Origin of the sequence: Streptomyces sp. NPDC047014 (genome assembly GCF_040644195.1) — a bacterium.
Taxonomy (GTDB): domain Bacteria; phylum Actinomycetota; class Actinomycetes; order Streptomycetales; family Streptomycetaceae; genus Streptomyces.
The window spans coordinates 126,880-149,506 of record NZ_JBEYVX010000009.1; the positions used below are offsets into that span (position 1 = coordinate 126,880).

A 22,627-nucleotide genomic window follows, 5' to 3' on the forward strand; every position below is an offset into this window, starting at 1 on the left:
GGCGATGATCACAAGAAAACGGCTTGCAGCGAGGGCGTGCGGACTGCTCGCCGCCCTGGCCGTCGGGCTCCTCCCGGCGAGCGCCACGGCCGCGGACGGACCGGCGGCGAAGGAAGCACCCAAGGTCGACCTCGTCCTCGACGTCAGCGGATCGATGCGGGCGAACGACATCGACGGCCAGTCCCGCATGGCCGCGGCGAAGCAGGCGTTCAACGAGGTCATCGACGCCGTGCCCGACGAAGTACGGCTCGGCATACGCACCCTCGGCGCCGACTACCCCGGCGACGACAGGGCGCTCGGCTGCAAGGACACCAAGCAGCTCTACCCGGTCGGCACGCTGAACCGGACCGAGGCCAAGACGGCCGTCGCCACCCTCGCCCCCACCGGCTGGACCCCCATCGGACCGGCCCTGCTCGGCGCGGCCCAGGACCTGGAGGGCGGCAACGCCACCAAGCGCATCGTCCTCATCACGGACGGCGAGGACACCTGCGCCCCGCTCGACCCGTGCGAGGTCGCCCGCGACATCGCCGCCAAGGGCATCCACCTCGTCATCGACACCCTCGGCCTGGTCCCCGACGCCAAGACCCGGGCCCAGCTGACCTGCATCGCCGAGGCGACCGGCGGTACGTACACCTCCGTGCAGCACAAGGCCGAACTCTCCGGCAGAGTGCGCCAGCTCGTCGACCGGGCGGCCGATCCCGTGGTCAACCCGGTGGCGACCGAGGGCGCCAAGCAGTGCGCGAACGCGCCGCAGCTCAAGCCCGGCCTGTACAGCGACCGCGAGAGCTTCGGCGAGCACCGCTGGTACCGGGTGGACGTCCTGCCCGGCCAGGAGCTGCGCGCCTCGGTCAGCATCGGCGCCGACCGCGCCGTCAACAACGACTACGGCGTCCTGCTGCGCGCCACCACCGTCCACGGGCGGGAGATCGTACGGGGCTCGGAGGCGGGCGACGGACGCACCGACGTCCTCTCCACGGGCCTGCGCTACCCCAAGGCCGACCTCGGTGACTCGGACGACGCCGACGGCAAGGACGGCAAGCCCGCCGCCGAGACCGTCTGCCTCCAGGTCAGCAACTCCTTCTCCGCCCCGGCATCGGTCAAGACCACCCCGGGCATGCCCGTCGAGCTGACCATCGACGTGGTCGACGGCCCCGGCGGCTCCTCCGACGTCGCCGCCTTCGGGCTCGGCCGCGGCTGGTGGACCCTCGGCGTGCTGGTGCTCGCCGGACTGCTCGCCGGACTGGTGTGGGGCTGGATCTCGCGCTGGCGCATCTCCGTCTGGAGGACCAACTGATGCGTACCGTACGCAGACTGACCGCCGGCCTGCTGACCGCGGCCGCCGCCTTCGCGGTGGCCGGGGCGGGCGTGGGCACGGCCGCCGCCGACACCCCGTCGCCGAGCCCGACCGCTTCCGCGGGCAAGGGCAAGGGTGCGGCCGGGTCCGAGGCCGCCCCGACCGAGGCGGGCACCAGCTTCCGCACGGCGGCGGCGTTCCGGCCGGGCCAGAAGGCCACCGCCGGCGCCGCCAGCGGTGACTACCTCTACTGGGTGCTCCCCGTGGACGCGCAGCAGCGCGTCACGGTCCGGGCGGCCGTCACCCTGCCCGACGCGGCGACCCGCCACGGGGCCTCGACCTGGCAGATCGACGTGTACGACGGCCTGCGCCGCCGGCAGGCGTGCACGTACGGGGCGCAGACCCGCGCGGCGGCCAAGGAGGCCGCCACCGTCGACCTGTCCTGCACCCTGCGCACGGTCCGCGCCGGGGCCGAGGCATGGGCCAACGACCCGCTCCCCGGCAGCTACTACGTCCGCCTCACGGTCGTGAACGCGCCCGAGGAGGACAAGGGACTGCCGGTCAAGGTGGCCGTCGAGGCCGACGTCCACGAGGACGGCGGCGCCCACGCGGTGGACGGCGCGGTCTCCGCCCCGCTCGTACCGGCCACGGTGACCGGGGCGCTGAGCGCGCCGGAGGACGGCTGGGCGGGCGGCTGGTGGTCCGACCGCTGGATCTGGACGGCCCTGGGCGGAGCCCTGGCCGCCGCCGCGGCCCTCTTCGGCCACTCCCTCACCCGAGGCCGAGGCCGCCCGACCCGGGTCCCACCGGGGGCGTGAGCGGGGCCCGGGGGACCGGGCTGATGGGCGGTGCCGGGCTCGTATGCGGTCCCGGCGCCGCCCCGAACCGTGCAGCCGGTCCAGGCCCGCCGCTGCCCCGCTACCGGCGGGCGCCGCCCCGCCACCCGGACCCAGCCGCCCTGACCCCGGCGGGCGATGGGCCAAGTGGGAGCGGGGGTCTCAAGGGGTGGGCGGGGGTGTCCGAAGGAGAGGGAGGTTGTTCCTGTGCGGGGGCGGCCGACCTTCTCTTTCCGGGAGTTCCGCCATGCGCCTGCTCGTACGTCTGATCGCCGCGGCCCTGATTGCCATGGCCCCCGCATCCGCCGGGGGCGCCGCCGCGGCGGACGGGCCGGAGCCGGTGCGGGCGCCGCTGCACCTCTCGCGCAACGCCGTCCCCGGTGAGTACATCGTCGTCCTCGACGAGGGCGTCGACGCCGTCGGCCTGACGGAACGCCTCAGGCTGTGGCCCACCTTCCAGTACGGCGCGGCCATGAACGGCTTCGCCGTACCGCTGACCCCCGCCCAGCTGGACCGCGTCCGCACCACCCCCGGGGTGAAGTCCGTGGAGGCCGACAGCGAGGTGTTCGCCCCGCCCGCCCCCGTCACCACCGGCCCCGCCCCCACCGCCGGCCGGGCCCCCGCCCCCACCTGGGGCCTGGACCGCATCGACCAGCGCACCCTGCCCCTCGACGGCGCCTTCACCACGCGCGGCGACGGCGCGGGGGTCACCGCATACATCCTCGACACGGGCATCGACTACGACCACCCCGAGTTCGGCGGCCGCGCCGCCCCCGGCTTCGACGCCATCGGCGACGGGCGCGACGGCCGCGACTGCCAGGGGCACGGCACGCACGTGGCGGGCACGGTCGGCGGCCGTACGTACGGCGTCGCACCGGCGGTCGGCCTGGTCAGTGTCCGCGTACTCGACTGCGAGGGCCGCGGCACCTACTCGGGCGTCGTCGCCGGCCTCGACTGGGTGGCCGAGCACGCCGCCCGCCCCGCCGTCATGAACGTCTCCCTCGGCGGCGACCGCTCGGACGCGGTGAACCGGGCCACCACCGCCGTGGCCGCGGCGGGTGTCCTGCCCGTCGTCGCGGCGGGCAACTCCGCCGCCGACGCCTGCGCCTCCTCCCCGGCCTCCGCCGAACGGGTACTGGCGGTGGGTGCGAGCGGCCCGCGCGACGAGGTGAGCTCCTTCTCCAACTGGGGCGCCTGCGTGGCCCTCCACGCCCCCGGCGAGCAGATCGAATCGGCCCGCCTCGGCGGCGGCAGCGTCGCCCTCAAGGGCACCTCCATGGCCGCACCGCACGCCACCGGGGTCGCCGCCCTCCACCTCGCGGCCTCCCCGACGGCCTCACCGGAGGCCCTGGCCGCGCGGCTCACCGGGACGTCAACACCGGGCCTCCTGACCGGGCTCCGGCCGGGCGCCCCCGACCGGCTGCTCTTCACCGGCGGCCTGTGACCCCGTACGCACGACGGCGCCCGCCCCTTCCGTACCCGTACGGAAGGAAACGGGCGCCGCGCGCTCCGGAAGGGCGGTCCGCCTCAGCCCAGGCGGGTGACCCGGCTGCCGAACGAGGGCTCCACCAGCGCCCCCTTCACCGCCACCGGCACGCTCTTGGCGCCGTCCCCGTCACCGGCCGTCAGTACGGCGACCTCCGCACCCGCCTTCGCCGTGTGCGGCAGCGCCGAGGCGCCGGGGGCCAGCGTCAGCTTGAACTGCTGACCGGGTACGCCGATCACGTTCAGGTCCTTGGTCGCCACGAGCGGGGTGCGGCCGCCGAGCCCGTCGTCCACCCAGCCGACCACATCGCCCTTGCGGACCAGCGGCGCGGCGGCCAGGGCCCCCCGCACCGACTCGATGATCTTCCGGCTGTTCGCCAGCACCAGCGCCAGGCTGTTGGTCGCGTCCGGGTCCGGACCTTCCGCGCGCTGCTCCATCAGCGTGCCGAGGATCAGCGGCGTTTCGTCGCCGACCGACTTGTACGCGGCCCACATCAGGGTGCCGCCGGCGGGCGTACTGGAACCGGTCTTGATCCCGCGCACGCTGAGACTCGACACGCTGAGCAGGGTGTTGTTGTTGATCAGCGGCTGCGGCAGCCCCTTGATGGGCGCCTGGGGGAGGGCGACGATCGCGCGGAACGCCTCGTCCTTCATCACGGCCTCGGCCAGCTTGAGCTGGTCGGTGGCCGTGCTGACGGTCTTCGCGTCGAGGCCGCTGGGGTCGGTGTACGTGGTGTTCGTCATGCCGAGGTCGCGGGCGGCGGCGTTCATCTTCTCGACGAACGCCCCCTCGGAGTCGCTGCCCGTGTCCCAGCGCGCCAGCAGGCGGGCGACGTTGTTGCCCGAGGGGATCATGAGCATCTTGAGCATGTCCTGCTGGCTGAACTTCGTACCGGCGCTGAGGCCCACGATCCGGGACTCGTGCTCGGAGTTGCCCTCGGCGACGGCCTTCGCGTCGACGGTGACGTCGGGGCCGTTCTCGTTCTTGCGGAGCGGGTGGCCCTTGAGGATCACGTACGCGGTCATCACCTTGGCGACGCTCGCGGTGGGCACGGGCTTCTGCTCGCCGAAGGTCCCGATGTCACCGGAGCCGGGGATGCGGACGGCGCCCTGGCCCTTGGCGGGCCAGGGTACGGAGAACTGCCCGTCGACGGAGTGCGAGGTCTCGGAGGCGACGAGCTGCGGGGCGGGGAGCGGGCGCAGTATCTGGGCGCCGATGGCTGCGCCGCTGATCAGCAGCAGGATCGGCGTCCACACCTTGACGCGGCGCACGAGGGTACGGCGGGGGGTCTCCGCAGGCGGAGCGGTGTTGGTGAGCTCGGCGAGCAGGTCGAGCGGGGGGAGGGGCCCGGCCTGCGGGGCCTGCGGACCCTGCGGCGCGTCGGGCGCGGGCTGCGTGGTGCGGGGTGTGGCTGGGCCCGCGGGCTGCGTAGTGCGGGGCGCGGTGGGGGACGCGGGCTTCGGGGCGTCGAGCGGCTTGAGCGCGACGAACTGGCTCGTCCGCTCGGAGTCCCCGCCCCCGCCTCCGTCCCCGTCTCGGTCCTCGGCCGCAGGCTTCCGCGCCCAGGCCGGCCCGGCCTTACCGCTGCCGGCGTCCGTCCCACCGGGCCGCGTGAGCACCCGCGTCCGCTCACTGTCCCCGTCACCGGCACGCCCCGTGCCCGCGCCCTCCCGCTGGCTCGGACTCCCGGCAGGCCCGTCACCCTGGCTCGGGCTCCCGCCCAGGCCCTTGCTCTGGCTGGGGGTTCCGGCCTTGCCCTTGTTCTGGGTCGGGGTGCCGCCCTGGCCGTCGCCCCGGCTCGGGGTTGCGTTCGTGCCCTTGCTCTGGCTGGGGGTTCCGGCCGCGCCCTTGTCCTGGGTCGGTGTCTCTCCCCGGCCCTTCGCCAGGCTCGGGCTGTCGCCCAGGTCCCTCTCCCGGCTCGGGTTACCGGCCGGGCCGTTGCCCTGGCTGCCGCCCTGGCCTTCGCCTCGGCTCGGGCTTGCGGCCTGGCCCTTGGCGGGTGCCTTGGGCGTGACGCCGCCGTCACCCTTGCGGGCGGCCTGGTCCTGGTTGGTGCCCTCGGCTGCGGCCTGGTCATGCCCCTGGGCAGGACGCTGGGGTGCGGCTGCGCCGCTGGATGTGTCCTCGTCCCGACCCGTGGCCCTGGTCTCGCCCCGGCCCTTGGGCGCGTCAGCGCCCTGGGCCGTGCGCTTGGCGCCGTCCCCGGACGTGTTCTCATCCTTGCCTGCGCCTGCGCCTGCGCCTGCGCCTGCGCCTGCGCCTGCGCCTGCGCCTGCGCTCGGGCCGGTGGCCTTGGTCGCGTCTTCGCTCTGGCCCTTGGCCGGGTTCTTGGGTGTGGCTGCGCCCGTGTGCTGGCTCCTAGCGGGGGCCTCGGGGGCGGTCGTGCCCTTCGAGCCCAGCTCGGGCTGGTCTTCGCGTACGGGTGCCTTCGCGGTCGGCTGCTCCGGGGAGTTGGCCGACGGCTTCGCGTCGCCGCTGGTCCCCTGGGCCACGGGCTTCGGAGGCATGCGCAGGAGCTGGGTCTTCTCGGCGGCTTCGGAGCCGGGCTCGGCCTTCGGCTCGTCGGCGGGCAGCACGGGCCGTCGGAAGACGCGCGTCGCTTCCGCCTCGGCGGTGTCTGTGTTCCGAGCGGCCTTGACGCCGTGTTCCGGCTCGGCGTCGGCCGCACCGCTGGGGCTCGCCGTGGCGCGCGACGGTGCCTTGGCCTTGTCGGTGTGCTCGGACTCCGTCGTCGCGGAGCCCTGGGCGGGCTTCTGCCCGGCGGCATCCGTGGCCCCGCGCCCGGACCTTGTCCCGGCCTCGGCGCCGGGCGCCGACCCCGCGTCGGCCGAAGCGCTGGTTACCCGCTCGGTGTTGGCCCGCGTTTCGGCCCCGAACTGAGCCTTGGGCTTGTCGGCGGCCTCGGCAACATCTGCGCCCTGGGTGGGGGCCTGCCCGCTGGAGTCCGTACCCGCTCTGTCGCCGGGCGCCGGCTCGGCGTCGGCCGAGGCCCCGAGGCGTGCCTTGGCCTTGTCGGTGGGCTCAGAGCCCGCCGTCGCGGAGCCCTGGGCGGGCTCCCGCCCGGACTTTGTCCCGGCTTCGGCGCCGGGCTGCGCCTTCGGCTTGTGGCCGGCCTTGGCAACGTCCGCACCTCGGGCAGGCTTCCGCCCGGAGGCGTCCGCGGCCTCGGCCGAAGGCTCGGACTGTGCCTTGGCCTTGTCGGTGGGTGCGGCCGTGCCCTGGGCGGGCTTCCGGCCGATGGCGCCGGGGGCATCCGGCCCGGAGTTCGCCCCGGCCTTGGCGCCGCGCGCCGGTTCCGCGTCGGCCGATGCACCGGACTCGGCGTCGGCCGAAAGGCCGGACTCGGCTTCGGAGCCGCCTTCCGCGGCGGCGGGCTCGGCCCCGTCAGGGGAGGGGAGTTTCAGGACGCGCGTGGCTTCCGCTTCCGCACCCTCCGCGGCCTCGGCGGACGCGTTGTCAGGGTCCGTCCCCGCAGCGGCGGTTTCCTCGCGCTCCGGGTCGTCCGAGGAGCCGCCCGCCACCGTTATCGCCTTCATCCCAGCCCGCCTTGCCGTTCACACTGTGCAGATACCATGCGGCGGCTCCCCGACAGGGAGCCGCCGCACAAGTAGATGTACGGCGGGCACCACTCGTTCCCGCCGCTGGATCTTGTGACCGTACGGTCATATTCGGTTGAGTACGGCTACTCATGACCCCGCCCCCGCCCCCGCCCACCATGGACCGAAAGACCACCGCACCACCGAACGGGGCCCGCTCATGCTCAGCCGTCTCGCCGCCGCCCTCGTGCCCGCCTTCGGCCGGCTCACCGTCACCGCAGACCCGGCCAACCAAGCCAATCAGGCCAACCCGGTCGACCCGGCCGCCCCCGCCACCGGTTCCATCCTCCTCGCCAACCACACCTCCCTCGCCGACCCCGCCGTCGTGGTCGCGGCCCTGCGCCGGCAGGGGATCGAGCCCGTCATCCTGGCCACGGCCGGGCTGTGGCGCGTACCGCTGCTCGGGCGGGCGCTGCGCCGCGAGGGGCATATCGCCGTGCACCGCGGCACCGCCCACGCCGCCGCCTCCCTGGACGCCGCCGCCGTCGCCCTCGCCTCCGGTCGCAGCGTGCTGGTCTACGGCGAAGGCAGGCTCCCGGGGCGCCGGGACGCGGGGGAGTCGGAGCCCGGCCCCTTCCGCAGCGGCCCGGCGCGGCTCGCCGCCGCGACGGGAGCCCCTGTCGTGCCCGTCGGCCAGGCCGGCGTGCGCCGCCTGTGCTCGGGCAGCCGTACGAAGCAGCTCGCGGGCGTCTTCACCGCCCCGCTGCGCCGCCCCTGCCTGCACGTCCACATCGGCGCGCCGCTGCACCTGCCCGACGCGGTGGGGGAGGCCACGGACCGGGCCCGCGAGGCCGTCACCGCCGCCTGGCGCACGGCCGCGTCCGCCGTCGGCGAGACACCCCGCTCCGCCGGCTGACCACCTCACCGCGTGCTGTGCCCGAGCACCACGTGCGGCACGGCCTCGCGGTCGGCATCGGTGTCGAGGAAGGACACGACCAGCGGGCTGCTCCCGGCGGGCCCGCCCGCTGTCGCGCGCAGCCGGTAGCGCTCCACCCGTACGGCCTCCCGCGCGAGCGGCGCACCACCCGTGAACAGCGAAGCGGGCCGGGCCGGGCATCGGTGGCCATCCGCAGCTCGGCGGGACGCCAGGCCGCGCCGGCGGCGTCGTAGCGCTCCAGGAGGAACCCGGGCCCGGCGGCGGCCACCGGAGCGCCCGCTCCACCGACGAGGGGTTCCATCTGGAAGGCGACGAGCAGATGCCGGTACTCGGCGGAGTTCCCGTTCCGCAACGTGACGGTCAGCTCCTGCGCGACACCACCCCGTACGAGGGCAAGCCGCCCTCCCCGGGTCTCGACGGAGACGCCGAGCCAGGTCGGGACCACCGGTCGCGTCGGGGACGGCGAAGCTGATGCCTCGTACGGACATGGCTGCGGCTCCCCCTGGACGGCGACGCTTCGGTCACGACCCCGCGGCGCGGGCGGGCAGCGGCTTGTCGAAGCTGAACGCGGTCACGGCCATGCGCTCGCGGAAGTAGAAACGGTGGGCGTCGGTCCGGTGAGTGCCGGAGTCCAGCGCCAGCGTGGTGCAGTCGGCGGCGACGGCGTGCTCCTCCAGGTGGGCCAGCAGCGCACGGCCCACCCCGCCCGAACGGGACGCGGCGGCGGTGACCAGGTCGTCGACGTACAGCTTCCGGATCACGGACGTGGTGGCGACGAGCCGCCACCCGGCCGCACCCACGCAGGTGCCGTCCGCGTCGTAGGCGGCGGTGAACCGCAGCCCCTGCGGCCGGCCCTCGGCGAGGACGGCGAGGAATGATTCCTCGGTGAGGTGGGGACGCAGTTCCAGCAGTACGGGCAGCAGGTCGCTGAGGAGCCGGGAGTCACCGGGCTCCAGGTCGATGATCTTCATTCCGCCAGCGTATCGGCCCCGGACGGGCGCCCCGGCTGTCGCGCGAGAGCCCCGCCCGTGCCCCAATGGAGAGTACGAGAGCACCCGACAAGGAGTGGCATCCCCCATGAAGTACATGCTGATGGTCCTCGGGCGACAGGCCGACTACGACGCCATGGGTGGCAAGCCGGACAGCGGCGGCGGCCCCGCGTGGTCCCCGGCGGACCTCAAGGCGATGTTCGACCACATGAACGCCCTGAACGAAGACCTGGCCGCGTCGGGCGAGTGGGTCGACGGCCAGGGCCTCGCCGAACCGCGCCGGGCGAAGCTCGTCACCGCCGCCCCGGACGGCTCACCGGAGGTCTCGGACCAGCCGTACGGCGAGACGCGGGAGGTGCTGGCCGGGTACTGGATCGTCGACGTGGCCGACTTCGCCCGCGCCGCCGAGATCGCGGCCCGCGCCTACGCCTGTCCCCTCCCCGAGGGCGCCCCGAACTACCCGGTGGTCGTCCACCCCCTGGACACCGGCCCCGACGCCTAGAGCCTGTCCGGCGGATCATGGCCGTGGGGCCGTGGGGCTTGCGACGGATCGCGGACATCGTGACGCTTCCGGGATCCGCCATGGTCAGCCTGCGGCGGGATGGAACCTCGATCCCACCACGCCGCCGTACCGATCGACCTCGTACGGCGCCGCGCCGGCAGAAGTCTGCCGGTCCTGTCCCGTCGTGCCGTCCAGGACGAGCGGTTCGCCGCCCACCTCCCCGTACACGGCACCGTGCCAGAATCCGCTGACCTTCGGCACCTTCCGTCCGGAACCGTCGGGCAAGGCCCACCGCTTCTGAACCGAAGCGGCGTCGAACACCGTGATCCCGCGGTCTGCCTCCCGGTACCCGTACGTGGAGCACAGGACCAGGGACTGGGCGTCGTGGCGGCACCGCCAGCCGCTGCCGTCGAGCGCCGCGCGCTGCTCACCGCTGACGGCATCCACGACGAGCGTCTTGTCCTTGAGGGTCGCGCTCAGCAGCCGGGGCGCGGCGACTGCCGGCTGCCGCGCCTCCGCCACGGTCCAACGCTGTTCACCCGTGGCCGCGGCAACGCCCAGCAGCCTGCCCGCGCCGAACCCCGTCTTCTCGCCGCCGGCAACGACGCCGTCAGCGAGGGCCACCGCACGGAAGTCGGACTTCGTCCAGCGGACGGTGCCCGCGGAGGGGTCCACGGCGTACGTGGTGTCAGCCGCGGTGACGAGCGCAGTGCCCGGGTCGACTCCGATGACCTGGGGCGCGAGGATCTCGTCGGCCCCGATGGCCGTGGCGCCGAGCCCGCGGGAGCTGGGAGCGGCCACGATCTCGGCCGACCATGCCGTCTTGCCGCTGGCCGTCTCGACGGCCAGCACCTCGATCACGGCGCGGTCCGGCGCGGTCCCCTGCCCCTTCACATCCCTGTTCCAGGCGGCGTACACGGTCGCACCGTCGGCCGAGACGAGGGGAGCGGCCCGGTTGCTTCCGAACCCGCCCTTGTCTGCCGCGTACTTCGTGGCCACGTCCCACCGCGATGCACCGGTCTCGGTGTCGATCGCCTTCAACCCGTCCTCAGCGGTGATGTAGGCGACCCCGCCGGCAAGCGTGACCGCCGGCCGTGCCGCGCCCCCGCTCGTCGTACTCGGCTGGCCGGCGCCCGGCAAGTCGACGGCAGGCCCGGCGAAGCGCACGGGCGGGTCGAACGCCGGACGGCTTGGCTTCCCGGAAGCCGCAGGGGACGGTTCCGCGGACTCACCGGACGACTTCGCATCCGAGGAACTGCCGTCTCCGCAGGCGACCAACGCGACTGTCGCCAGCGTCACTCCTGCCGCAGCAGCGGCCCATCGTCGCGTCATGCCTGTCCGGCTCATCGCTCCCCCTGGTCGTGATCTTCGTGATTACGACGACCCTAGCGGGTGGGCTTCCTGAAGACCCGTGAGTTCTCCAGCCACCCGACAGCGAGCCTGCGCGCGACGAATAGGGCCCTCTCGAAGCCACCTAGCCTTGGCCCCGGACGGCGCGAACCGGCCGGGAAAGCGTCCGTATGTCGGACATGGGGCACGGCTGTCGGTGCGCGGCCCTACTCTTGATCACGTGAGCATGACCCCTGACAACCAGTGGACTGACGACCAGTCGCCCCCCGACCGCACCCTCGCCGAGATCAACGCCGACATCCGCTGTCTCTTCGCGCGGGCCGCCGGCCGGCTCTCCGACGCCGAACGGCTCCGCCACGCCCTGCTCCTGGAGGAGTGGGCCACGGCGATGCGCGCCTCGGTGGTACCGGCCGCCTAGAGCCTGCCCGGCCGGTACCCGCTGAGGTCCGGGCGCGGTCTCAGTCGAGGCAGAACTCGTTGCCCTCGATGTCTTGCATCACGATGCACGAGTCGTGCCCGTCGTACAGCAGCTCCAGCCGTTTCGCCCCGAGCGGGAGCAGCCGGGCGCACTCCGCCTCCAGCGCCGCCAGCCGCTCCTCGCCCACCAGCCCCGTGCCGACCCGGACGTCCAGGTGCACCCGGTTCTTGGCCACCTTGCCCTCGGGGACCCGCTGGAAGAACAGCCGCGGGCCCACCCCCGTCGGATCCGTCACCGCGAACGCGCTGCCCCGCCGCTCCGGCGGCTGCGCGCGGTCGAATTCGTCCCAGCTGTCGAAGCCCTCCGGCGGCGGTGGGACGACGTACCCCAGGACCTCGCACCAGAAGCGGGCGACCCGCTCCGGCTCGGCGCAGTCGAAAGTGATCTGAACCTGCTTCACCGATGACATCAGCGCACCCTAGCAGCGGAGTTCGGCCCGGCACGGTTCATTCCGGCCGCCCCCGCGGGTCCACCGGGGCCAGGACACCCAGCCGGTCCTCCACCGCCTGCGCCGCCGCCAGGCACAGGTCCTCCCGGAAGGCGCGGCCCACGATCTGCACCCCGCAGGGCAGTCCGTCCGCGACCCCCGTCGGCACGGCCACCGCAGGCACGCCCACGAAGCTGGTCGCCGTGCACAGCCGCATGGCCGAGGTGACCCGGTCCCGCCCCGCCCGGTCGCGGGATTCCAGCCCCGGCTCGACCGGCGGCTCCGTGAAGGACGGGCCGAGCAGGAGCGGGTACTCGTCCAGGAACGCGGCCCACGAGCGGCGGATGTTCAGCCAGGTGCCCATCAGCCCGATCAGTTCCGCCGCGCTCGCCGGAGGGGTCTCCTCCATCAGCATCCCGATGTACCGGTCCCCGCCCTCACCCAGCAGCCCGCGCACCGCCGGCCAGCTCGGGGCGAACTCGGCCAGCGTGATCCGGCCGTACGCCTCCAGCGCCTCGTCCAGCCGTGGTACGTCGGCCACCTCGCGCACGTCGTACCCGGCGGCCCGCAGCGCCTCGGCCGCGCGCTCGACGGCCGCCCGCACGGTCGGGTGCACCCCGTGCCCGCCCGGGTCCGCCACCACCGCGACCTTCACCGGCCCGGGGAGGGCTTCCCCGTACGCGGGCACCGGTACGGCCCGCGGATCGCGCGGGTCCGCTCCCGCCAACGCCTCGTACGCCAGCCGCAGATCGCCCACCGTGCGGGCCAGCGGGCCGTCCGTGACCAGCAGCTGCGAGGCCGGGCCCGGGTCCTCGGGGCCGAGGAAGCGGTGGTCGGCGGGGAAGCGCCCGGTGGTCGGTTTCAGCCCCGCCACCCCGCAGAACTGCGCCGGGACGCGGATCGAGCCGCCCGAGTCGTTGCCGAGGCCGAGGGCCGCCATGCCCGTCGCGACGGCCACCGCGTCGCCCCCGCTGCTGCCGCCCGGAGTCCGGCCCGGATCCCAGGGGTTGACGGTGTCCCCGAACAGCTCGCTGCGCGTGTGCATCCCGGCCAGGATCAGTGTGGGTACGTTCGCGTGCCCGATCGGGACCGCCCCCGCGGCCCGCAGCCGCGCCACCGGGGGCGCGTCGGCCGCCGCCGTCAGATCGCGGAAGCGCCATACCCCGTAGGTGGTCGGTACGCCCTCCACCGCCGTGGTCTCCTTCACCGTGAACGGCACGCCCGCGAGCGGCCCCAGGGCCTCACCGGCGGCCCTCCGGCGGTCGATGGCGGCCGCGTCCCGGAGAGCGCCCTCCGCCATGAGCTGGGTGACCGCGTTGACCCGGGGATTGACCGCCGCGATGCGCTCCAGATGGCTCGCGGCCAGCTCGACGGCGGACACCTCACCGCTCCGCACGGCCGCCGCCTGCGCGGTGGCCGGCCACCGCCACAGCTCTTCTCCCATGTCGTGCACGCTCCCTGTCCGGTCCTGTTCCGATGCGCTTGCATCGGAACCTTAGCCGGAGATCCGATGCGGGCGCATCGGATAAAGTGAGGGCATGCCCAGACAGGTGGACCACGAGAGCCGGCGCCGACTCATCGCCGACGCCGTCTGCCGGCTCGCGGACGAGCGCGGGCTGGAGGGTGTGACCCTGCGCGACGTCGCCGCCCGCGCCGAGGTGTCCATGGGCGCCGTCCAGCGGTGTTTCCGTACCAAGGAGGAGATGCTGCTGTTCGCCCTCGGGGCCATCGGCCGCCGGATCGGCGAGCGGGTACAGGCGCGCCTGGTCCGCAGCCCCGCCCAGTCGGCGGCCTCGGCGCTCGGGCACGCGGCCACCGAGATCGCGCTGCTCGACGCGGAGCACCGCGCGGAGGCCCGCGTCTGGCTCGCCTTCCTCGCCCAGGCCGCCGTCGACCAGGGCCTCGCGGAGGTGCTGCGGGCGAACTACGCCGCCCTCCAGGAGCTGTTCACCGGCCTCGTCTCCGAAGCCCGCGCCGCCACCGGCCGTCCGTCCGCACCCGTGGACGCGGTACGGGAGGCCCGCGCGCTGCTCGCCCTCGCGGACGGGCTCACCACGCACGTGCTCATCGGGCATCTCGGCGCGGCGGAGGCCCAGGAGGTGCTGCACACGCACCTGAGCAGGCTGTGGGAGGGCGCGGAAGCCCCGGAAACGGCCTGACGGGCGCGCGGGAGAGCGGCGGCAGAGGAGTCAGCCGGCCTCGGGCACGCCCAGGATCCGCCGGAGCCAGCGCGTGCGGGCCTCATGGGCGTCCCGGGTGAGGGCGGCGAGCGGTGCGAGGGAGTCGAAGCCGTGGAACGCGCCCGGCCACACGTGCAGTTCGGCCCGGCCGCCGGCCCGCCAGAGGGCGTCGGCGTACGCCACCCCCTCGTCCCGGAAGGTCTCCGCCGAGCCGACGTCGATATAGGCCGGGGGCAGCCCGGACAGATCGGTGGCCCGCGCCGGAGCGGCGTACGGGGGCAGGTCCGGGGCGCCGTAGCGCTCGCCCAGCAGGGCCTGCCAGGCGGTCGCGTTGGAGGTCCGGTCCCAGGTGTCGACCCCGGCCATCTGGTGGCTGGAGAAGGTCCGGCCGCGGTCGTCGAGCATCGGGCACAGGAGCAGCTGCCCGATCGGTACGGGCCCGCCGCGGTCCCGGGTGAGCAGGGCGAGCGCGGCGGCCAGGCCGCCGCCCGCGCTCTTGCCGCCGATGACCACGCGCTCCGCGTCCAGGCGGAGCCCGGCGGCGTGAGCGGCCAGCCACACGAGCCCGGCGTAGCAGTCCTCCAGCGGCCCGGGGTAGCGGGTGCCCGGTGCCAGCCGGTACTCGACGGACACCACGGCCAGCCCCAGCGGGAGCGCCCAGTCGCGCAGCAGCTTCGGGAGCACGGACGGGGCGTTGCCCATGACCATGCCGCCGCCGTGCATGTAGTAGAGCACCGGCAGCGGTCCGGCCGTACCGGCGGGCCGGGCGCTGACGAGCGTGACCTCGGGCGCGCCGGGCGGTCCGGGGGCCCGTAGCTCCGCCACGTCGAAGAGGCCGTCCGCGCCGAGTTCCGCGAGGGCGGGCCGGGACCGGGTGGCGCGATCCCGCTCCAGGACGGCCGCCAGGTTGTCCGGGGTGATCGGCTCCCAGGGCCCGTCACCCGGCACCGTCAACGCCGCGCGCAGCTCCGAATCGAACGGCGGCACCGCGCCGGGCGTCGGCCCGGACCGGGCGGGGGAGGGCTGCGCGGGGTCCATACGGCCCAGTGAACCACCTGGACACCGGCCGCCGGAGGGGTGTTCCGCACACTGCACGCGCTGTGAAGTTGTGTCCCCCGAGAGCCCTTTGTCGATCGTAAACCGCACAGCCGGTAAAGCCGTGGCCCCTATGGAGTGAATCCCGTCAGGACGCCGTGACCCCTGGCCGGAACCTTCCCTACGGTGGCCACTCTTCGCTCATCACCACAACTGGGGGGCCGGTGCGCAACCACCGACTCGTAATGACCGCTGCCTTCGTGGCGGCCGGTCTCGGCATCATCCCGGGAGCCGCGCTGGCGGCGGATCCCGTACCTGTACCCGTACCCGTCGCGGCGGGGGTGGCCGAGGCCATGGCCAAGGCGTCCACCTCCGAGGGCTTCCACAGCCCGGCCGACCGCACGGTCCGTACCGCCCTGCCGGCCGCGGGCGGGAAGGCCAAGGCGAGCACGCAGCCGAACGCCAGGGCGGCGGCGCCGCAGACGGCTCAGGCCGCTCAAGCCGCCCCGGCCGCTCAAGCCGGGCCCGCCGCTCAAGCCGCTCAAGCCGCTCAAGCCGCCCCGGACGCGCAAGCCGCTCCGGCCGCCGCGGCCGACACCGGGGCCAACGCCGGGCTCGCCGTGGACGTCAGCGGCACCAGCTACACCGCCCACGGCATCGACCTCACCGCCCTGATCACCAGCGCCGACTTCGCGCTCGGCGTCGTCATCGACTGGGGCGACGGCAGGACCGACACGCTCACCGCCCGAGGCAACGAGGAGGTGCGCCGCTCACACACGTACGACAAATCCGGCGAGTACCAGGTGAAGGTCACCGTGACCGACACCGCCAACGGCGTCCAGGCCGTGAACGGCGGCGCCTTCCTCACCCCCGGCGCCGACTTCACGCCCCACACCCCCACCCGGCTCCTCGACACCCGCGACGGCACCGGCGCGGCCCTCGGCAAGGTCGCCGGGCAGGGCTCGGCCCGGGTGAAGATCGCCGGGAACGCCGCGATCCCGGCGGGCGTCACCGCCGTGGCCCTCAACGTCACGGTCACCGAGACCGTCGACAGCGGGTTCGTCACCGCCTGGCCCGGAGCGGGCTACGACCGCCCCGGCACCTCGAACCTGAACTACACGCCGGGCAAGTCCGTGCCGAACCTGGTGATCGTCCCGGTCGGCGAGGACGGGTACGTGGAGCTCTACAACGGCGGTCCGCAGCCCGTCGACCTGATCGCCGACGTCACCGGCTACTTCACCCGCGCCAAGGCCGACGGCTACACCTCGATGACGCCCGCCCGCTTCGTGGACACCCGCGAGGGCCTGGGCACGGCGCGTGGCAAGCTCGCCGCCCGCAGCGCCTTCACGACCCGGATCGGCGGCCTGCAGGCGGTGCCGCAGGGGATCTCCGCCGTCGCGCTGAACGTCACGGTCACCGAACCGGACGGGCCCGGTCACCTCACCGCCTACTCGGGCGGCGGCGCCGCCCCGACGGCGTCGAACCTCAACTTCGTACGGGGCCAGACGGTGGCCAACGCGGTGATCGTGCCGGTGGCCGCCGACGGCACGGTCAAGATCTTCAACGGGTCCTGGCACGCGGCGCACGTCGTGGTCGACGTCGTCGGCTACTACAGCAAGGACAGCAAGGCCGCCTTCCTGCCCTTCTCCCCGTTCCGTACGCTCGACACCCGCGAGGAGGCGTACGGCTGGCCCGGCGGCCGCTTCCGGGCCCGCGAGTACATCACGCAGGGCTTCACGCCGGAGGCGGCGGAGGGCGTCGAGGCGTACGTCCTGAACGCCACCGTCACCGAGACGGCCGGCACCGGTTTCCTCTCGGTGGCCCCGAGCCCCGGCCCGCTGCCGGCGGAAGGCGGCCCGGCCGCCCCCGCCCCGGCGCGCCCCGGCTCCTCCACCCTGAACTGGACGGAGGGGGACACCGTCCCGAACCTGGTCCAGGCGGCCGACGGCGAACACGGCGTCATCACCTTCTGGAACCAGGGCTACCAGGACGCGGACCTCGTGCTCGACGTCTTCGGCGTCTACCAGTCGAAGTGAGCCCCCGGGGGCGGCGCGCACGGGCCCGCGCCGCCCCCGGGCCTGCGTAGAATGCGCGAATGATCTTCATCGTGGTGAAATTCCCCGTCAAGCCCGAGCACGTCGACGCCTGGCCGGACACGGTCAAGGCATTCACCGAGGCCACCCGCGCCGAACCGGGCAACCTCTGGTTCGAATGGTCCCGCAGCCTGGAGGACCCGCACACCTATGTCCTGGTCGAGGCGTTCCAGGACGACGCCGCCGAAGCCCACGTCACCTCCGACCACTTCCGCACCGCCCTGGAAACCATGCGCCCGCTGGTGACCCGCACACCGGAAATCGTCAGCACCACCATCGAAGGCGCCACGGGCTGGAGCCGCATGGGCGAACTCGAGGTCGACTAGTCCCCGGCGGCTGAACCTGCGGAGGTTCCGATGAGAGCAGGAGCGGGCCTGCGGATGGTGGCCGTTGCCGTGACGGTGGCCGGGATGCTGGCCGGCTGCTCCTCCGGTTATGACGCCGAGGACGTGGCGTACGCCGGGGACTACGGCAGTCATCCGGCGCTCGCCGTCGTCGGGTATCCGTCCACCGGATCGCTCGGGATCACCCAGCAGGTGGTGTGGCGGATGGCCGACGGGAAGGCCGATGAGCTGGCCGCGCTGGTGGCCGACAAGGAGGAGAAGGGCGTTCCCGAGAAGACGGCCGCGAACTGGATCGCGGCCTTCGGCAAGGGGGCCCGGGGCAAGGTGACCGCCGAGTTCTACGACGAGGGGTCGCTCCGGCAGGAGGTCGTGCTCTACCTGCACGACACCGGCCAGATCAAGCAGATCCAGGTCCGGGCCACCAGGGTGGACGACAAGGACGTCTGGCGCGTGACGATGGACGAGCCCACCCCCGAGGAGGCCACCACCGTGCACCCGTGGGTACCGAAAAAGCCCGGCGAACTCGGTTCGAGGACCGGAGGATGAGCCGGCGCGGCCCCGGCCGGTAAATGCCAAGTGGACGCCAAGAGGACGGTGAGAGGGTGATCATCCGTCACCCCCTCACCAAGGAGTCCTCACCATGCCCCTCAGCTGCGGCCACGACGCGCCCGCCTACGGCGTCCCCGTCTGCGAGCACATCCGGACCGCCACCGCGGCCCTCGACCACTACCTCCACTACACCGGCCACGGCGTCGAGCGGCGCCGTCTGTGCGGGAAGTGCCGGCCCGAGGCGGATGCCGCCGTGGCGGGGGAGGTGTGCGAGGAGTGTTTCTACGCCTCCGAAGGCGGCTCGCTCGGTGTTCTGGGGCGGCCGGAGGTGGTGGATGCCCCCCGGCCCGTCGCCGGGACGGTGACGGCCACCCCGCTGCCCGAGGAGGCCGGTGAGGTCGTGGACATCGCGCCCGTGCACGGCGGGTTCGTGCTGCTCAGCGGGGACGGGCGCCTGCTGCGCTGGGATCCCGAGGCGGGCACGTGCGCGGAGGTCGCCCGGACCGGTGTCAGCGTCCCGGCGGACGCCGAGCCCTGGTGCGGCCACGAGCAGGCGTTGCGGCTGCACGCCTCCCGCGACGGCGCCTTCGCCGCCGTCGTCGTCGACCACGGCCGCCGGGGAGAGGTCTTCGACCTCGCGACCGGCGCCGTCACGCTCGCGCTGGAGAACGACGGCTACCACAGCAACACCGTTCCCTTCTCCCTGGCGTTCAGCGAGCACGAGGGCCGCGCCCTCGTCCTCCACCGCACCAACTGGAGCGTCATCGAGGTCGCCGACCCGGCCACCGGCGAGCGGCTGGTCCGGCTGCCCGCGGACGATCCCGCCTCCGCCTGGTCCGGCTACTTCCACGGCGCCCTGCACCCCAGCCCGGCGGGGACCAGGCTCGCCTCGGACGCCTGGCTGTGGAGCCCCGTGGGCCGGACCGTCGCCTGGAACCTCACGCAGTGGCTCACCGAGGGCGAAAGGGCCTGGGAGGGGGACATCGGCTGGTCCACGCTGCCGGACTGCGCGTACCTCTGGGACCGGCCCGTCGTCTGGCTCGACGAGGACCGCCTGGTCCTGGGCTGGCTCGGCGAGGACGATCTCGAAAAGGCCCCGGGCGCCCGCGTCTTCGACCTCGCCGCCCCCGGCCGCGACGGCACCGACCCCGTCGAGACCGCCGCCTTCGGCGGGCCCGAGGGCCGGTTCTTCGCCGCGGACGGCCTGCTGTACACCGCCTCCGAGGCCGGGCTCGACATCTGGGACCCGGCCGCAGGCACCCGCCTCGGCAGCCTCCCCGGCTTCCGGCCCACCCACCACGACCCCGCGCGCGGGGAGCTCGTAGAACTCTCCGCCCTGGGGATCCGCCGCTGGAGGACCCCCGGTGCCGCTGTCTGACCCCCCGCACCGGCGGCCCGCCGAGATCCCCGCCGACCGAATCACCCGCCGGCACCTGGACGCCCTGCACAGCTTCCTGCTGCGCCGAACCCGCAGCCTGCGCGCCGCCCACCACCCCGGCAGCCCCTGCTACCCCCGCCCCGCCACCCGCTCGCGCAGCACCCGCCGGTCCGGCTTGCCCCGGGCCGTCAGCGGGACCTCCGGGACCCAGAACACGGCCGTCGGCCGGTGCACCGGGGCCAGGGCCTTCTCCACCAGGTCGCACGCCTCACCGGCCACCTCGGGCCCCGGAGCGCCGCCCGTCGGCGCCACCAGGAAGGCGCACAGTTCCTCGCCGGTGAGATCGCTGTGCCGCCCCACCACGACCGCCTGCGCCACACCGGGATGCCGGGTGAGCGCCGCCTCCACCGGCAGGCAGTACACATTGTTCCCGTCGACCATCACCACGTCCTCGGCCCGGTCGTCGAGGTACACATAGCCCGCCTCGTCCACATGCCCGAGATCCCCCGTCCGCAGCCAGCCGTCCCGCAGCACCTCCGCCGTGAGCGCGGGCCGGCCCCAGTAGCCGTCCATCGTCGCCGCCGACCGCGTCCACACCTCGCCCGTCCGCCCGGCCGGCAGGGCGTGGCCGCGCCCGTCGCGCACCTCGACCCGCACCCCCTCCACCGGACGCCCCACCGACGCCAGCAGCTCCGGCCGCCCGCCGTGCGCCCCGGCCTCGTGGTCGGCGGGGGTCAGCCGGCAGATCACCGCCGCCTCGTTCGTCCCGTACCCCTGCCGCCACCGCCCGCCCCAGCGGGTCACCGCCTCCCGCAGCCGCTCCGGGAGGACGGGCGAATCCCCGTACGAGATCATCTCCAGCCCCGGGATCCCGTGCGCGGTCGCCGGATCGTCCAGCAGCCGGTACACCATCGAAGTGGTCAGGTACGTGGACACCGGCCGCAGCCGCAGACAGGCCGCCGCGAACTCCCGCGGCCCGAACGGCTCCAGGACCTCCACCCGCCCGCCGGCCCGCAACTGCTCCAGGGCCCGCCCGCCCGACCGCTGCGCCAGCGAGGTCACCGACAGATAGGCCGTCTCGGCCCGGTCCGCCGCCCGCCCGGTGTTCCGCGCCGCCATCGCCCCGAAGGTGGAGGCCACGCCCTTCGGCCGTCCCGTGGTCCCGCCCGTGTACGTCACCCGCGCCACGTCCTCGTCGCGCGCCCGCACCTCCACCGGCCCGGCGGTACGCCGCTCCGCCCGCCGGAGCAGGTCCTCCAGGCCGAGCCGCGGCGCGCCCGTGTCCGGTACCGGTACGTCGTGCACCACCAGGTCCGGCCGGCAGTCCCGCAGGATGAAGTCCAGCCCGTACAGGGCCGGCCCGGCGACGACCTGCGTCAGCCGCGCGCCCAGCAGATGCGCGGCGATCCGTACGAGCAGCACCTCGTACCGGTTGGTGCCCGCCACGCAGGCCAGCCCCGAGCCGCGCCCGATCCCCGCGTCGGAGAGCTCACCGGCCAGCCGCAGGGACCCCTCCAGCACCTCCCGGTACTCCAGCACCACCGGCCCGGCGCCGAGCGCGGGCCGGTCCCCGTACCGCTCCAACGCACCCACCAGCTCCGTGACATACCGTGCTGCCACCATCGGCCTCCCGCCTCTCCGTGTCCCGCGGCCGATGCTACGAGCCCCACCGCGCGGCCTCTCCGCCACCACCCCGGCGGCCCCCTGCCCCGGCGCCGGGCCGCTCGGCATCATGGGCGCCATGACGAACGAATCCCGTGCTCGTTCCTTCGGTTCCGCCGCCGCGCGCTACGCCGCCCACCGGCCCTCCTACCCACCCGCACTCTTCGATCTGCTGGCCCGCCTCATCGGTTTCCCCCTGGCCGGCGCCCGCGTCGCCGATGTGGGAGCGGGTACGGGCATCGCCACCGCGCTCCTGGAGCGGCGCGGGGCCCGCGTGGTCGCGGTGGAGCCCGGGGAGGGCATGGCCGAGGAGTTCCGGCGGCGCAATCCCGCCACCCCGCTGGTCCGCGCCGACGGCAACCGGCTGCCGCTGGCCTCCGGTTGCCTGGACCTGCTGACCTACGCGCAGTCGTGGCACTGGACCGACCCCGACCGGGCCGTCCCCGAGGCACTGCGGGTGCTGCGCCCCGGCGGGGCGCTGGCCGTCTGGCAGAACGACCCGGACGTGGGCGTGGGCTGGATCGCGGAGCAGCAGAAGCGCATCGAGGCGCGGTTCGGCCCCGGCTGGTACATCAACGAGCGGGCCCGCTCCCAGGAGGGGCTGCGCTTCACCGACCACCGGCTGTCGTGGTCGCGCCGCGTCCCGGTCGGCACGCACCTGGCGAAGCTGTCCACGCACTCCCTCTTCCTCATCGGGGAGCCGGGCACGGACGACTTCCTGGCCGACGAGCACGAGATCCTGAGGGAACGTTTCCCTGACGGCTGGGTGGAGGAGCACTACGTCGTGGAGCTGAACCTGGCCGTACGCAGCGGGTGAGCGCCGGATGCGGCCGATCGGGTGAAGCAACGCAACCAGCGGCGGACCCGAGCGTTGATCAAGACGCTCAGCCCCATGCACTTGTCATTCGAAGGACCAAGGACCACTGATGCTGAAGAAGATTATGGCCACCGCCGCCGCCACCGCCTCCATCGTCGGCGCGGGTGCCGCCGTGGCCGCTCCGGCCATGGCCATCGGCAACGACAACGGCGTCAGCACCGTGAACGGCAACGGCGCCGTGCAGGCGTACGGCAACCAGAAGACCCACGGCGACCAGAGCCCGCAGCTCGGCCTCGTCCAGGGCACCCTGAACAAGCCCTGCATCGGCCTGCCCGCGAAGGTCAACGCCCAGTCGATCCTCGCCCTGGTCAACGTCGGTGTCCAGGACATCAACGTCCTGTCCAACCCGCAGAACCAGCAGTGCACCGAGAACTCCACCCAGGCCAAGGGCGACGAGCCGCTCTCCCACATCCTGGACAACATCCCGGTCCTGTCGGGCAACCTGTCCGCCGGCAGCTGACGCAGTACCCTCCTGCGAGCCGGGGCCTCCGACGCCTGCGCGAGTGCCCGGGGCCCCGGCTTGTTCCCCGGGATCCGAGAGCCCGAAGACCATCCCCCCGTTCTTTGCGGTCACCGGACCCCATGTGCGGCCCCCCGCCCTCCCGAGGCGGGGGGCCGCACGGCCTTCCCGGACGTGTGAGACCGTGCCGGAAGCGGCTGATCCGGTAGCGTCG

The 22,627-nt window shown here is 74.2% G+C and carries 21 protein-coding genes; 13 read left to right on the plus strand and 8 right to left on the minus strand.

The genetic code is table 11. The features are described 5' to 3' along the window. The first annotated feature begins 4 nt into the window (after positions 1-4). From ABZ873_RS08795 to ABZ873_RS08805, 3 genes are all read left to right on the plus strand, one after another. A complete protein-coding gene (locus ABZ873_RS08795) occupies positions 5-1,294 on the plus strand; it encodes a VWA domain-containing protein (protein ID WP_360867364.1) in 1,290 nt (429 codons plus the stop codon). Then, complete coding sequence (locus ABZ873_RS08800; RefSeq protein WP_360867367.1) at positions 1,294-2,112, plus strand: hypothetical protein; 819 nt, start codon at positions 1,294-1,296, stop codon at positions 2,110-2,112. The genes ABZ873_RS08795 and ABZ873_RS08800 overlap by 1 nt, the downstream gene beginning before the upstream one ends. Before the next feature lie 265 nt (positions 2,113-2,377). Beyond that, positions 2,378-3,574 carry a S8 family peptidase gene (locus tag ABZ873_RS08805; RefSeq protein ID WP_360867369.1) on the plus strand — a complete coding sequence of 399 codons (1,197 nt, stop codon included), beginning with the start codon at positions 2,378-2,380 and terminating at the stop codon, positions 3,572-3,574. An 83-nt stretch (positions 3,575-3,657) separates the two neighbouring features. Here ABZ873_RS08805 and ABZ873_RS08810 read toward each other — a convergent pair whose 3' ends face one another. Beyond that, on the minus strand, positions 3,658-7,152 hold the full coding sequence (locus tag ABZ873_RS08810; protein WP_360867371.1) for a serine hydrolase: 3,495 nt from the start codon (positions 7,150-7,152) through the stop codon (positions 3,658-3,660). A 220-nt stretch (positions 7,153-7,372) separates the two neighbouring features. Here ABZ873_RS08810 and ABZ873_RS08815 point away from each other — a divergent pair, with 220 nt between their 5' ends. Next, the gene (locus ABZ873_RS08815; RefSeq protein WP_360867374.1) at positions 7,373-8,068 is read left to right on the plus strand and encodes a lysophospholipid acyltransferase family protein; all 696 of its coding nucleotides are present in this window, start codon (positions 7,373-7,375) and stop codon (positions 8,066-8,068) included. Between the two features lie 5 nt (positions 8,069-8,073). Here ABZ873_RS08815 and ABZ873_RS08820 read toward each other — a convergent pair whose 3' ends face one another. Next, positions 8,074-8,205, minus strand: coding sequence for a hypothetical protein (locus ABZ873_RS08820; protein ID WP_360867376.1), 132 nt, complete (start codon positions 8,203-8,205; stop codon positions 8,074-8,076). A gap of 405 nt (positions 8,206-8,610) precedes the next feature. Beyond that, on the minus strand, positions 8,611-9,060 hold the full coding sequence (locus tag ABZ873_RS08825; protein ID WP_360867379.1) for a GNAT family N-acetyltransferase: 450 nt from the start codon (positions 9,058-9,060) through the stop codon (positions 8,611-8,613). A gap of 106 nt (positions 9,061-9,166) precedes the next feature. Between ABZ873_RS08825 and ABZ873_RS08830 the strand changes: the two genes are divergently transcribed. Then, complete coding sequence (locus ABZ873_RS08830; RefSeq protein WP_360867382.1) at positions 9,167-9,580, plus strand: YciI family protein; 414 nt, start codon at positions 9,167-9,169, stop codon at positions 9,578-9,580. 84 nt (positions 9,581-9,664) lie between these two features. On the opposite strand, the gene ABZ873_RS08835 is transcribed toward ABZ873_RS08830, so the two are convergent. Further along, on the minus strand, positions 9,665-10,927 hold the full coding sequence (locus ABZ873_RS08835; RefSeq protein WP_360867384.1) for a PQQ-binding-like beta-propeller repeat protein: 1,263 nt from the start codon (positions 10,925-10,927) through the stop codon (positions 9,665-9,667). Positions 10,928-11,156: 229 nt separating this feature from the next. On the opposite strand from ABZ873_RS08835, the gene ABZ873_RS08840 reads away from it, so the two are divergent. Next, positions 11,157-11,348 carry a hypothetical protein gene (locus tag ABZ873_RS08840; protein WP_360867486.1) on the plus strand — a complete coding sequence of 64 codons (192 nt, stop codon included), beginning with the start codon at positions 11,157-11,159 and terminating at the stop codon, positions 11,346-11,348. A gap of 40 nt (positions 11,349-11,388) precedes the next feature. Here the strand turns inward: ABZ873_RS08840 and ABZ873_RS08845 are convergent, their stop codons facing one another. Then, positions 11,389-11,817 (minus strand): VOC family protein, encoded by a 429-nt coding sequence (locus ABZ873_RS08845; protein ID WP_360867387.1) that lies wholly within the window; start codon positions 11,815-11,817, stop codon positions 11,389-11,391. A 37-nt stretch (positions 11,818-11,854) separates the two neighbouring features. Continuing rightward, positions 11,855-13,279, minus strand: a complete 1,425-nt coding sequence (locus ABZ873_RS08850; RefSeq protein WP_360867390.1) for an amidase — start codon at positions 13,277-13,279, stop codon at positions 11,855-11,857. Between the two features lie 94 nt (positions 13,280-13,373). On the opposite strand from ABZ873_RS08850, the gene ABZ873_RS08855 reads away from it, so the two are divergent. Then, positions 13,374-13,994: a TetR/AcrR family transcriptional regulator gene (locus ABZ873_RS08855; protein WP_360867393.1), complete on the plus strand. Its 621-nt coding sequence runs from the start codon at positions 13,374-13,376 to the stop codon at positions 13,992-13,994. Between the two features lie 30 nt (positions 13,995-14,024). Here ABZ873_RS08855 and ABZ873_RS08860 read toward each other — a convergent pair whose 3' ends face one another. Next, positions 14,025-15,053 carry an alpha/beta hydrolase gene (locus ABZ873_RS08860; RefSeq protein ID WP_360867396.1) on the minus strand — a complete coding sequence of 343 codons (1,029 nt, stop codon included), beginning with the start codon at positions 15,051-15,053 and terminating at the stop codon, positions 14,025-14,027. Between the two features lie 242 nt (positions 15,054-15,295). Between ABZ873_RS08860 and ABZ873_RS08865 the strand changes: the two genes are divergently transcribed. The 4 genes from ABZ873_RS08865 to ABZ873_RS08880 all read left to right on the plus strand — a co-directional run bounded on the left by ABZ873_RS08865 (position 15,296) and on the right by ABZ873_RS08880 (position 19,414). Continuing rightward, positions 15,296-17,086 (plus strand): PKD domain-containing protein, encoded by a 1,791-nt coding sequence (locus ABZ873_RS08865; protein WP_360867399.1) that lies wholly within the window; start codon positions 15,296-15,298, stop codon positions 17,084-17,086. Between the two features lie 59 nt (positions 17,087-17,145). After that, on the plus strand, positions 17,146-17,469 hold the full coding sequence (locus tag ABZ873_RS08870; RefSeq protein ID WP_360867402.1) for a putative quinol monooxygenase: 324 nt from the start codon (positions 17,146-17,148) through the stop codon (positions 17,467-17,469). Positions 17,470-17,499: 30 nt separating this feature from the next. Next, positions 17,500-18,033 (plus strand): hypothetical protein, encoded by a 534-nt coding sequence (locus ABZ873_RS08875; protein WP_360867405.1) that lies wholly within the window; start codon positions 17,500-17,502, stop codon positions 18,031-18,033. Between the two features lie 94 nt (positions 18,034-18,127). Further along, positions 18,128-19,414 (plus strand): hypothetical protein, encoded by a 1,287-nt coding sequence (locus tag ABZ873_RS08880; RefSeq protein WP_360867408.1) that lies wholly within the window; start codon positions 18,128-18,130, stop codon positions 19,412-19,414. A 129-nt stretch (positions 19,415-19,543) separates the two neighbouring features. On the opposite strand, the gene ABZ873_RS08885 is transcribed toward ABZ873_RS08880, so the two are convergent. After that, positions 19,544-21,037: an AMP-binding protein gene (locus ABZ873_RS08885; protein ID WP_360867411.1), complete on the minus strand. Its 1,494-nt coding sequence runs from the start codon at positions 21,035-21,037 to the stop codon at positions 19,544-19,546. A gap of 118 nt (positions 21,038-21,155) precedes the next feature. On the opposite strand from ABZ873_RS08885, the gene ABZ873_RS08890 reads away from it, so the two are divergent. Both ABZ873_RS08890 and ABZ873_RS08895 read left to right on the plus strand, forming a co-directional pair. Next, positions 21,156-21,893 carry a class I SAM-dependent methyltransferase gene (locus ABZ873_RS08890; protein WP_360867413.1) on the plus strand — a complete coding sequence of 246 codons (738 nt, stop codon included), beginning with the start codon at positions 21,156-21,158 and terminating at the stop codon, positions 21,891-21,893. Between the two features lie 109 nt (positions 21,894-22,002). Next, complete coding sequence (locus ABZ873_RS08895) at positions 22,003-22,413, plus strand: rodlin (protein ID WP_360867415.1); 411 nt, start codon at positions 22,003-22,005, stop codon at positions 22,411-22,413. Positions 22,414-22,627 lie beyond the last annotated feature (214 nt).

What these genes read in the sequence shown, in the direction of transcription:
- ABZ873_RS08795 (WP_360867364.1), top strand. Translation starts at nt 5, where the DNA reads ATGATCACAAGAAAACGGCTTGCAGCGAGGGCGTGCGGACTGCTCGCC.
- ABZ873_RS08800 (WP_360867367.1), top strand. Translation starts at nt 1,294, where the DNA reads ATGCGTACCGTACGCAGACTGACCGCCGGCCTGCTGACCGCGGCCGCC.
- ABZ873_RS08805 (WP_360867369.1), top strand. Translation starts at nt 2,378, where the DNA reads ATGCGCCTGCTCGTACGTCTGATCGCCGCGGCCCTGATTGCCATGGCC.
- ABZ873_RS08810 (WP_360867371.1), bottom strand. Translation starts at nt 7,152, where the DNA reads ATGAAGGCGATAACGGTGGCGGGCGGCTCCTCGGACGACCCGGAGCGC.
- ABZ873_RS08815 (WP_360867374.1), top strand. Translation starts at nt 7,373, where the DNA reads ATGCTCAGCCGTCTCGCCGCCGCCCTCGTGCCCGCCTTCGGCCGGCTC.
- ABZ873_RS08825 (WP_360867379.1), bottom strand. Translation starts at nt 9,060, where the DNA reads ATGAAGATCATCGACCTGGAGCCCGGTGACTCCCGGCTCCTCAGCGAC.
- ABZ873_RS08830 (WP_360867382.1), top strand. Translation starts at nt 9,167, where the DNA reads ATGAAGTACATGCTGATGGTCCTCGGGCGACAGGCCGACTACGACGCC.
- ABZ873_RS08835 (WP_360867384.1), bottom strand. Translation starts at nt 10,927, where the DNA reads ATGAGCCGGACAGGCATGACGCGACGATGGGCCGCTGCTGCGGCAGGA.
- ABZ873_RS08840 (WP_360867486.1), top strand. Translation starts at nt 11,157, where the DNA reads ATGACCCCTGACAACCAGTGGACTGACGACCAGTCGCCCCCCGACCGC.
- ABZ873_RS08845 (WP_360867387.1), bottom strand. Translation starts at nt 11,817, where the DNA reads ATGTCATCGGTGAAGCAGGTTCAGATCACTTTCGACTGCGCCGAGCCG.
- ABZ873_RS08850 (WP_360867390.1), bottom strand. Translation starts at nt 13,279, where the DNA reads ATGGGAGAAGAGCTGTGGCGGTGGCCGGCCACCGCGCAGGCGGCGGCC.
- ABZ873_RS08855 (WP_360867393.1), top strand. Translation starts at nt 13,374, where the DNA reads ATGCCCAGACAGGTGGACCACGAGAGCCGGCGCCGACTCATCGCCGAC.
- ABZ873_RS08860 (WP_360867396.1), bottom strand. Translation starts at nt 15,053, where the DNA reads ATGGACCCCGCGCAGCCCTCCCCCGCCCGGTCCGGGCCGACGCCCGGC.
- ABZ873_RS08865 (WP_360867399.1), top strand. Translation starts at nt 15,296, where the DNA reads ATGACCGCTGCCTTCGTGGCGGCCGGTCTCGGCATCATCCCGGGAGCC.
- ABZ873_RS08870 (WP_360867402.1), top strand. Translation starts at nt 17,146, where the DNA reads ATGATCTTCATCGTGGTGAAATTCCCCGTCAAGCCCGAGCACGTCGAC.
- ABZ873_RS08875 (WP_360867405.1), top strand. Translation starts at nt 17,500, where the DNA reads ATGAGAGCAGGAGCGGGCCTGCGGATGGTGGCCGTTGCCGTGACGGTG.
- ABZ873_RS08880 (WP_360867408.1), top strand. Translation starts at nt 18,128, where the DNA reads ATGCCCCTCAGCTGCGGCCACGACGCGCCCGCCTACGGCGTCCCCGTC.
- ABZ873_RS08885 (WP_360867411.1), bottom strand. Translation starts at nt 21,037, where the DNA reads ATGGTGGCAGCACGGTATGTCACGGAGCTGGTGGGTGCGTTGGAGCGG.
- ABZ873_RS08890 (WP_360867413.1), top strand. Translation starts at nt 21,156, where the DNA reads ATGACGAACGAATCCCGTGCTCGTTCCTTCGGTTCCGCCGCCGCGCGC.
- ABZ873_RS08895 (WP_360867415.1), top strand. Translation starts at nt 22,003, where the DNA reads ATGCTGAAGAAGATTATGGCCACCGCCGCCGCCACCGCCTCCATCGTC.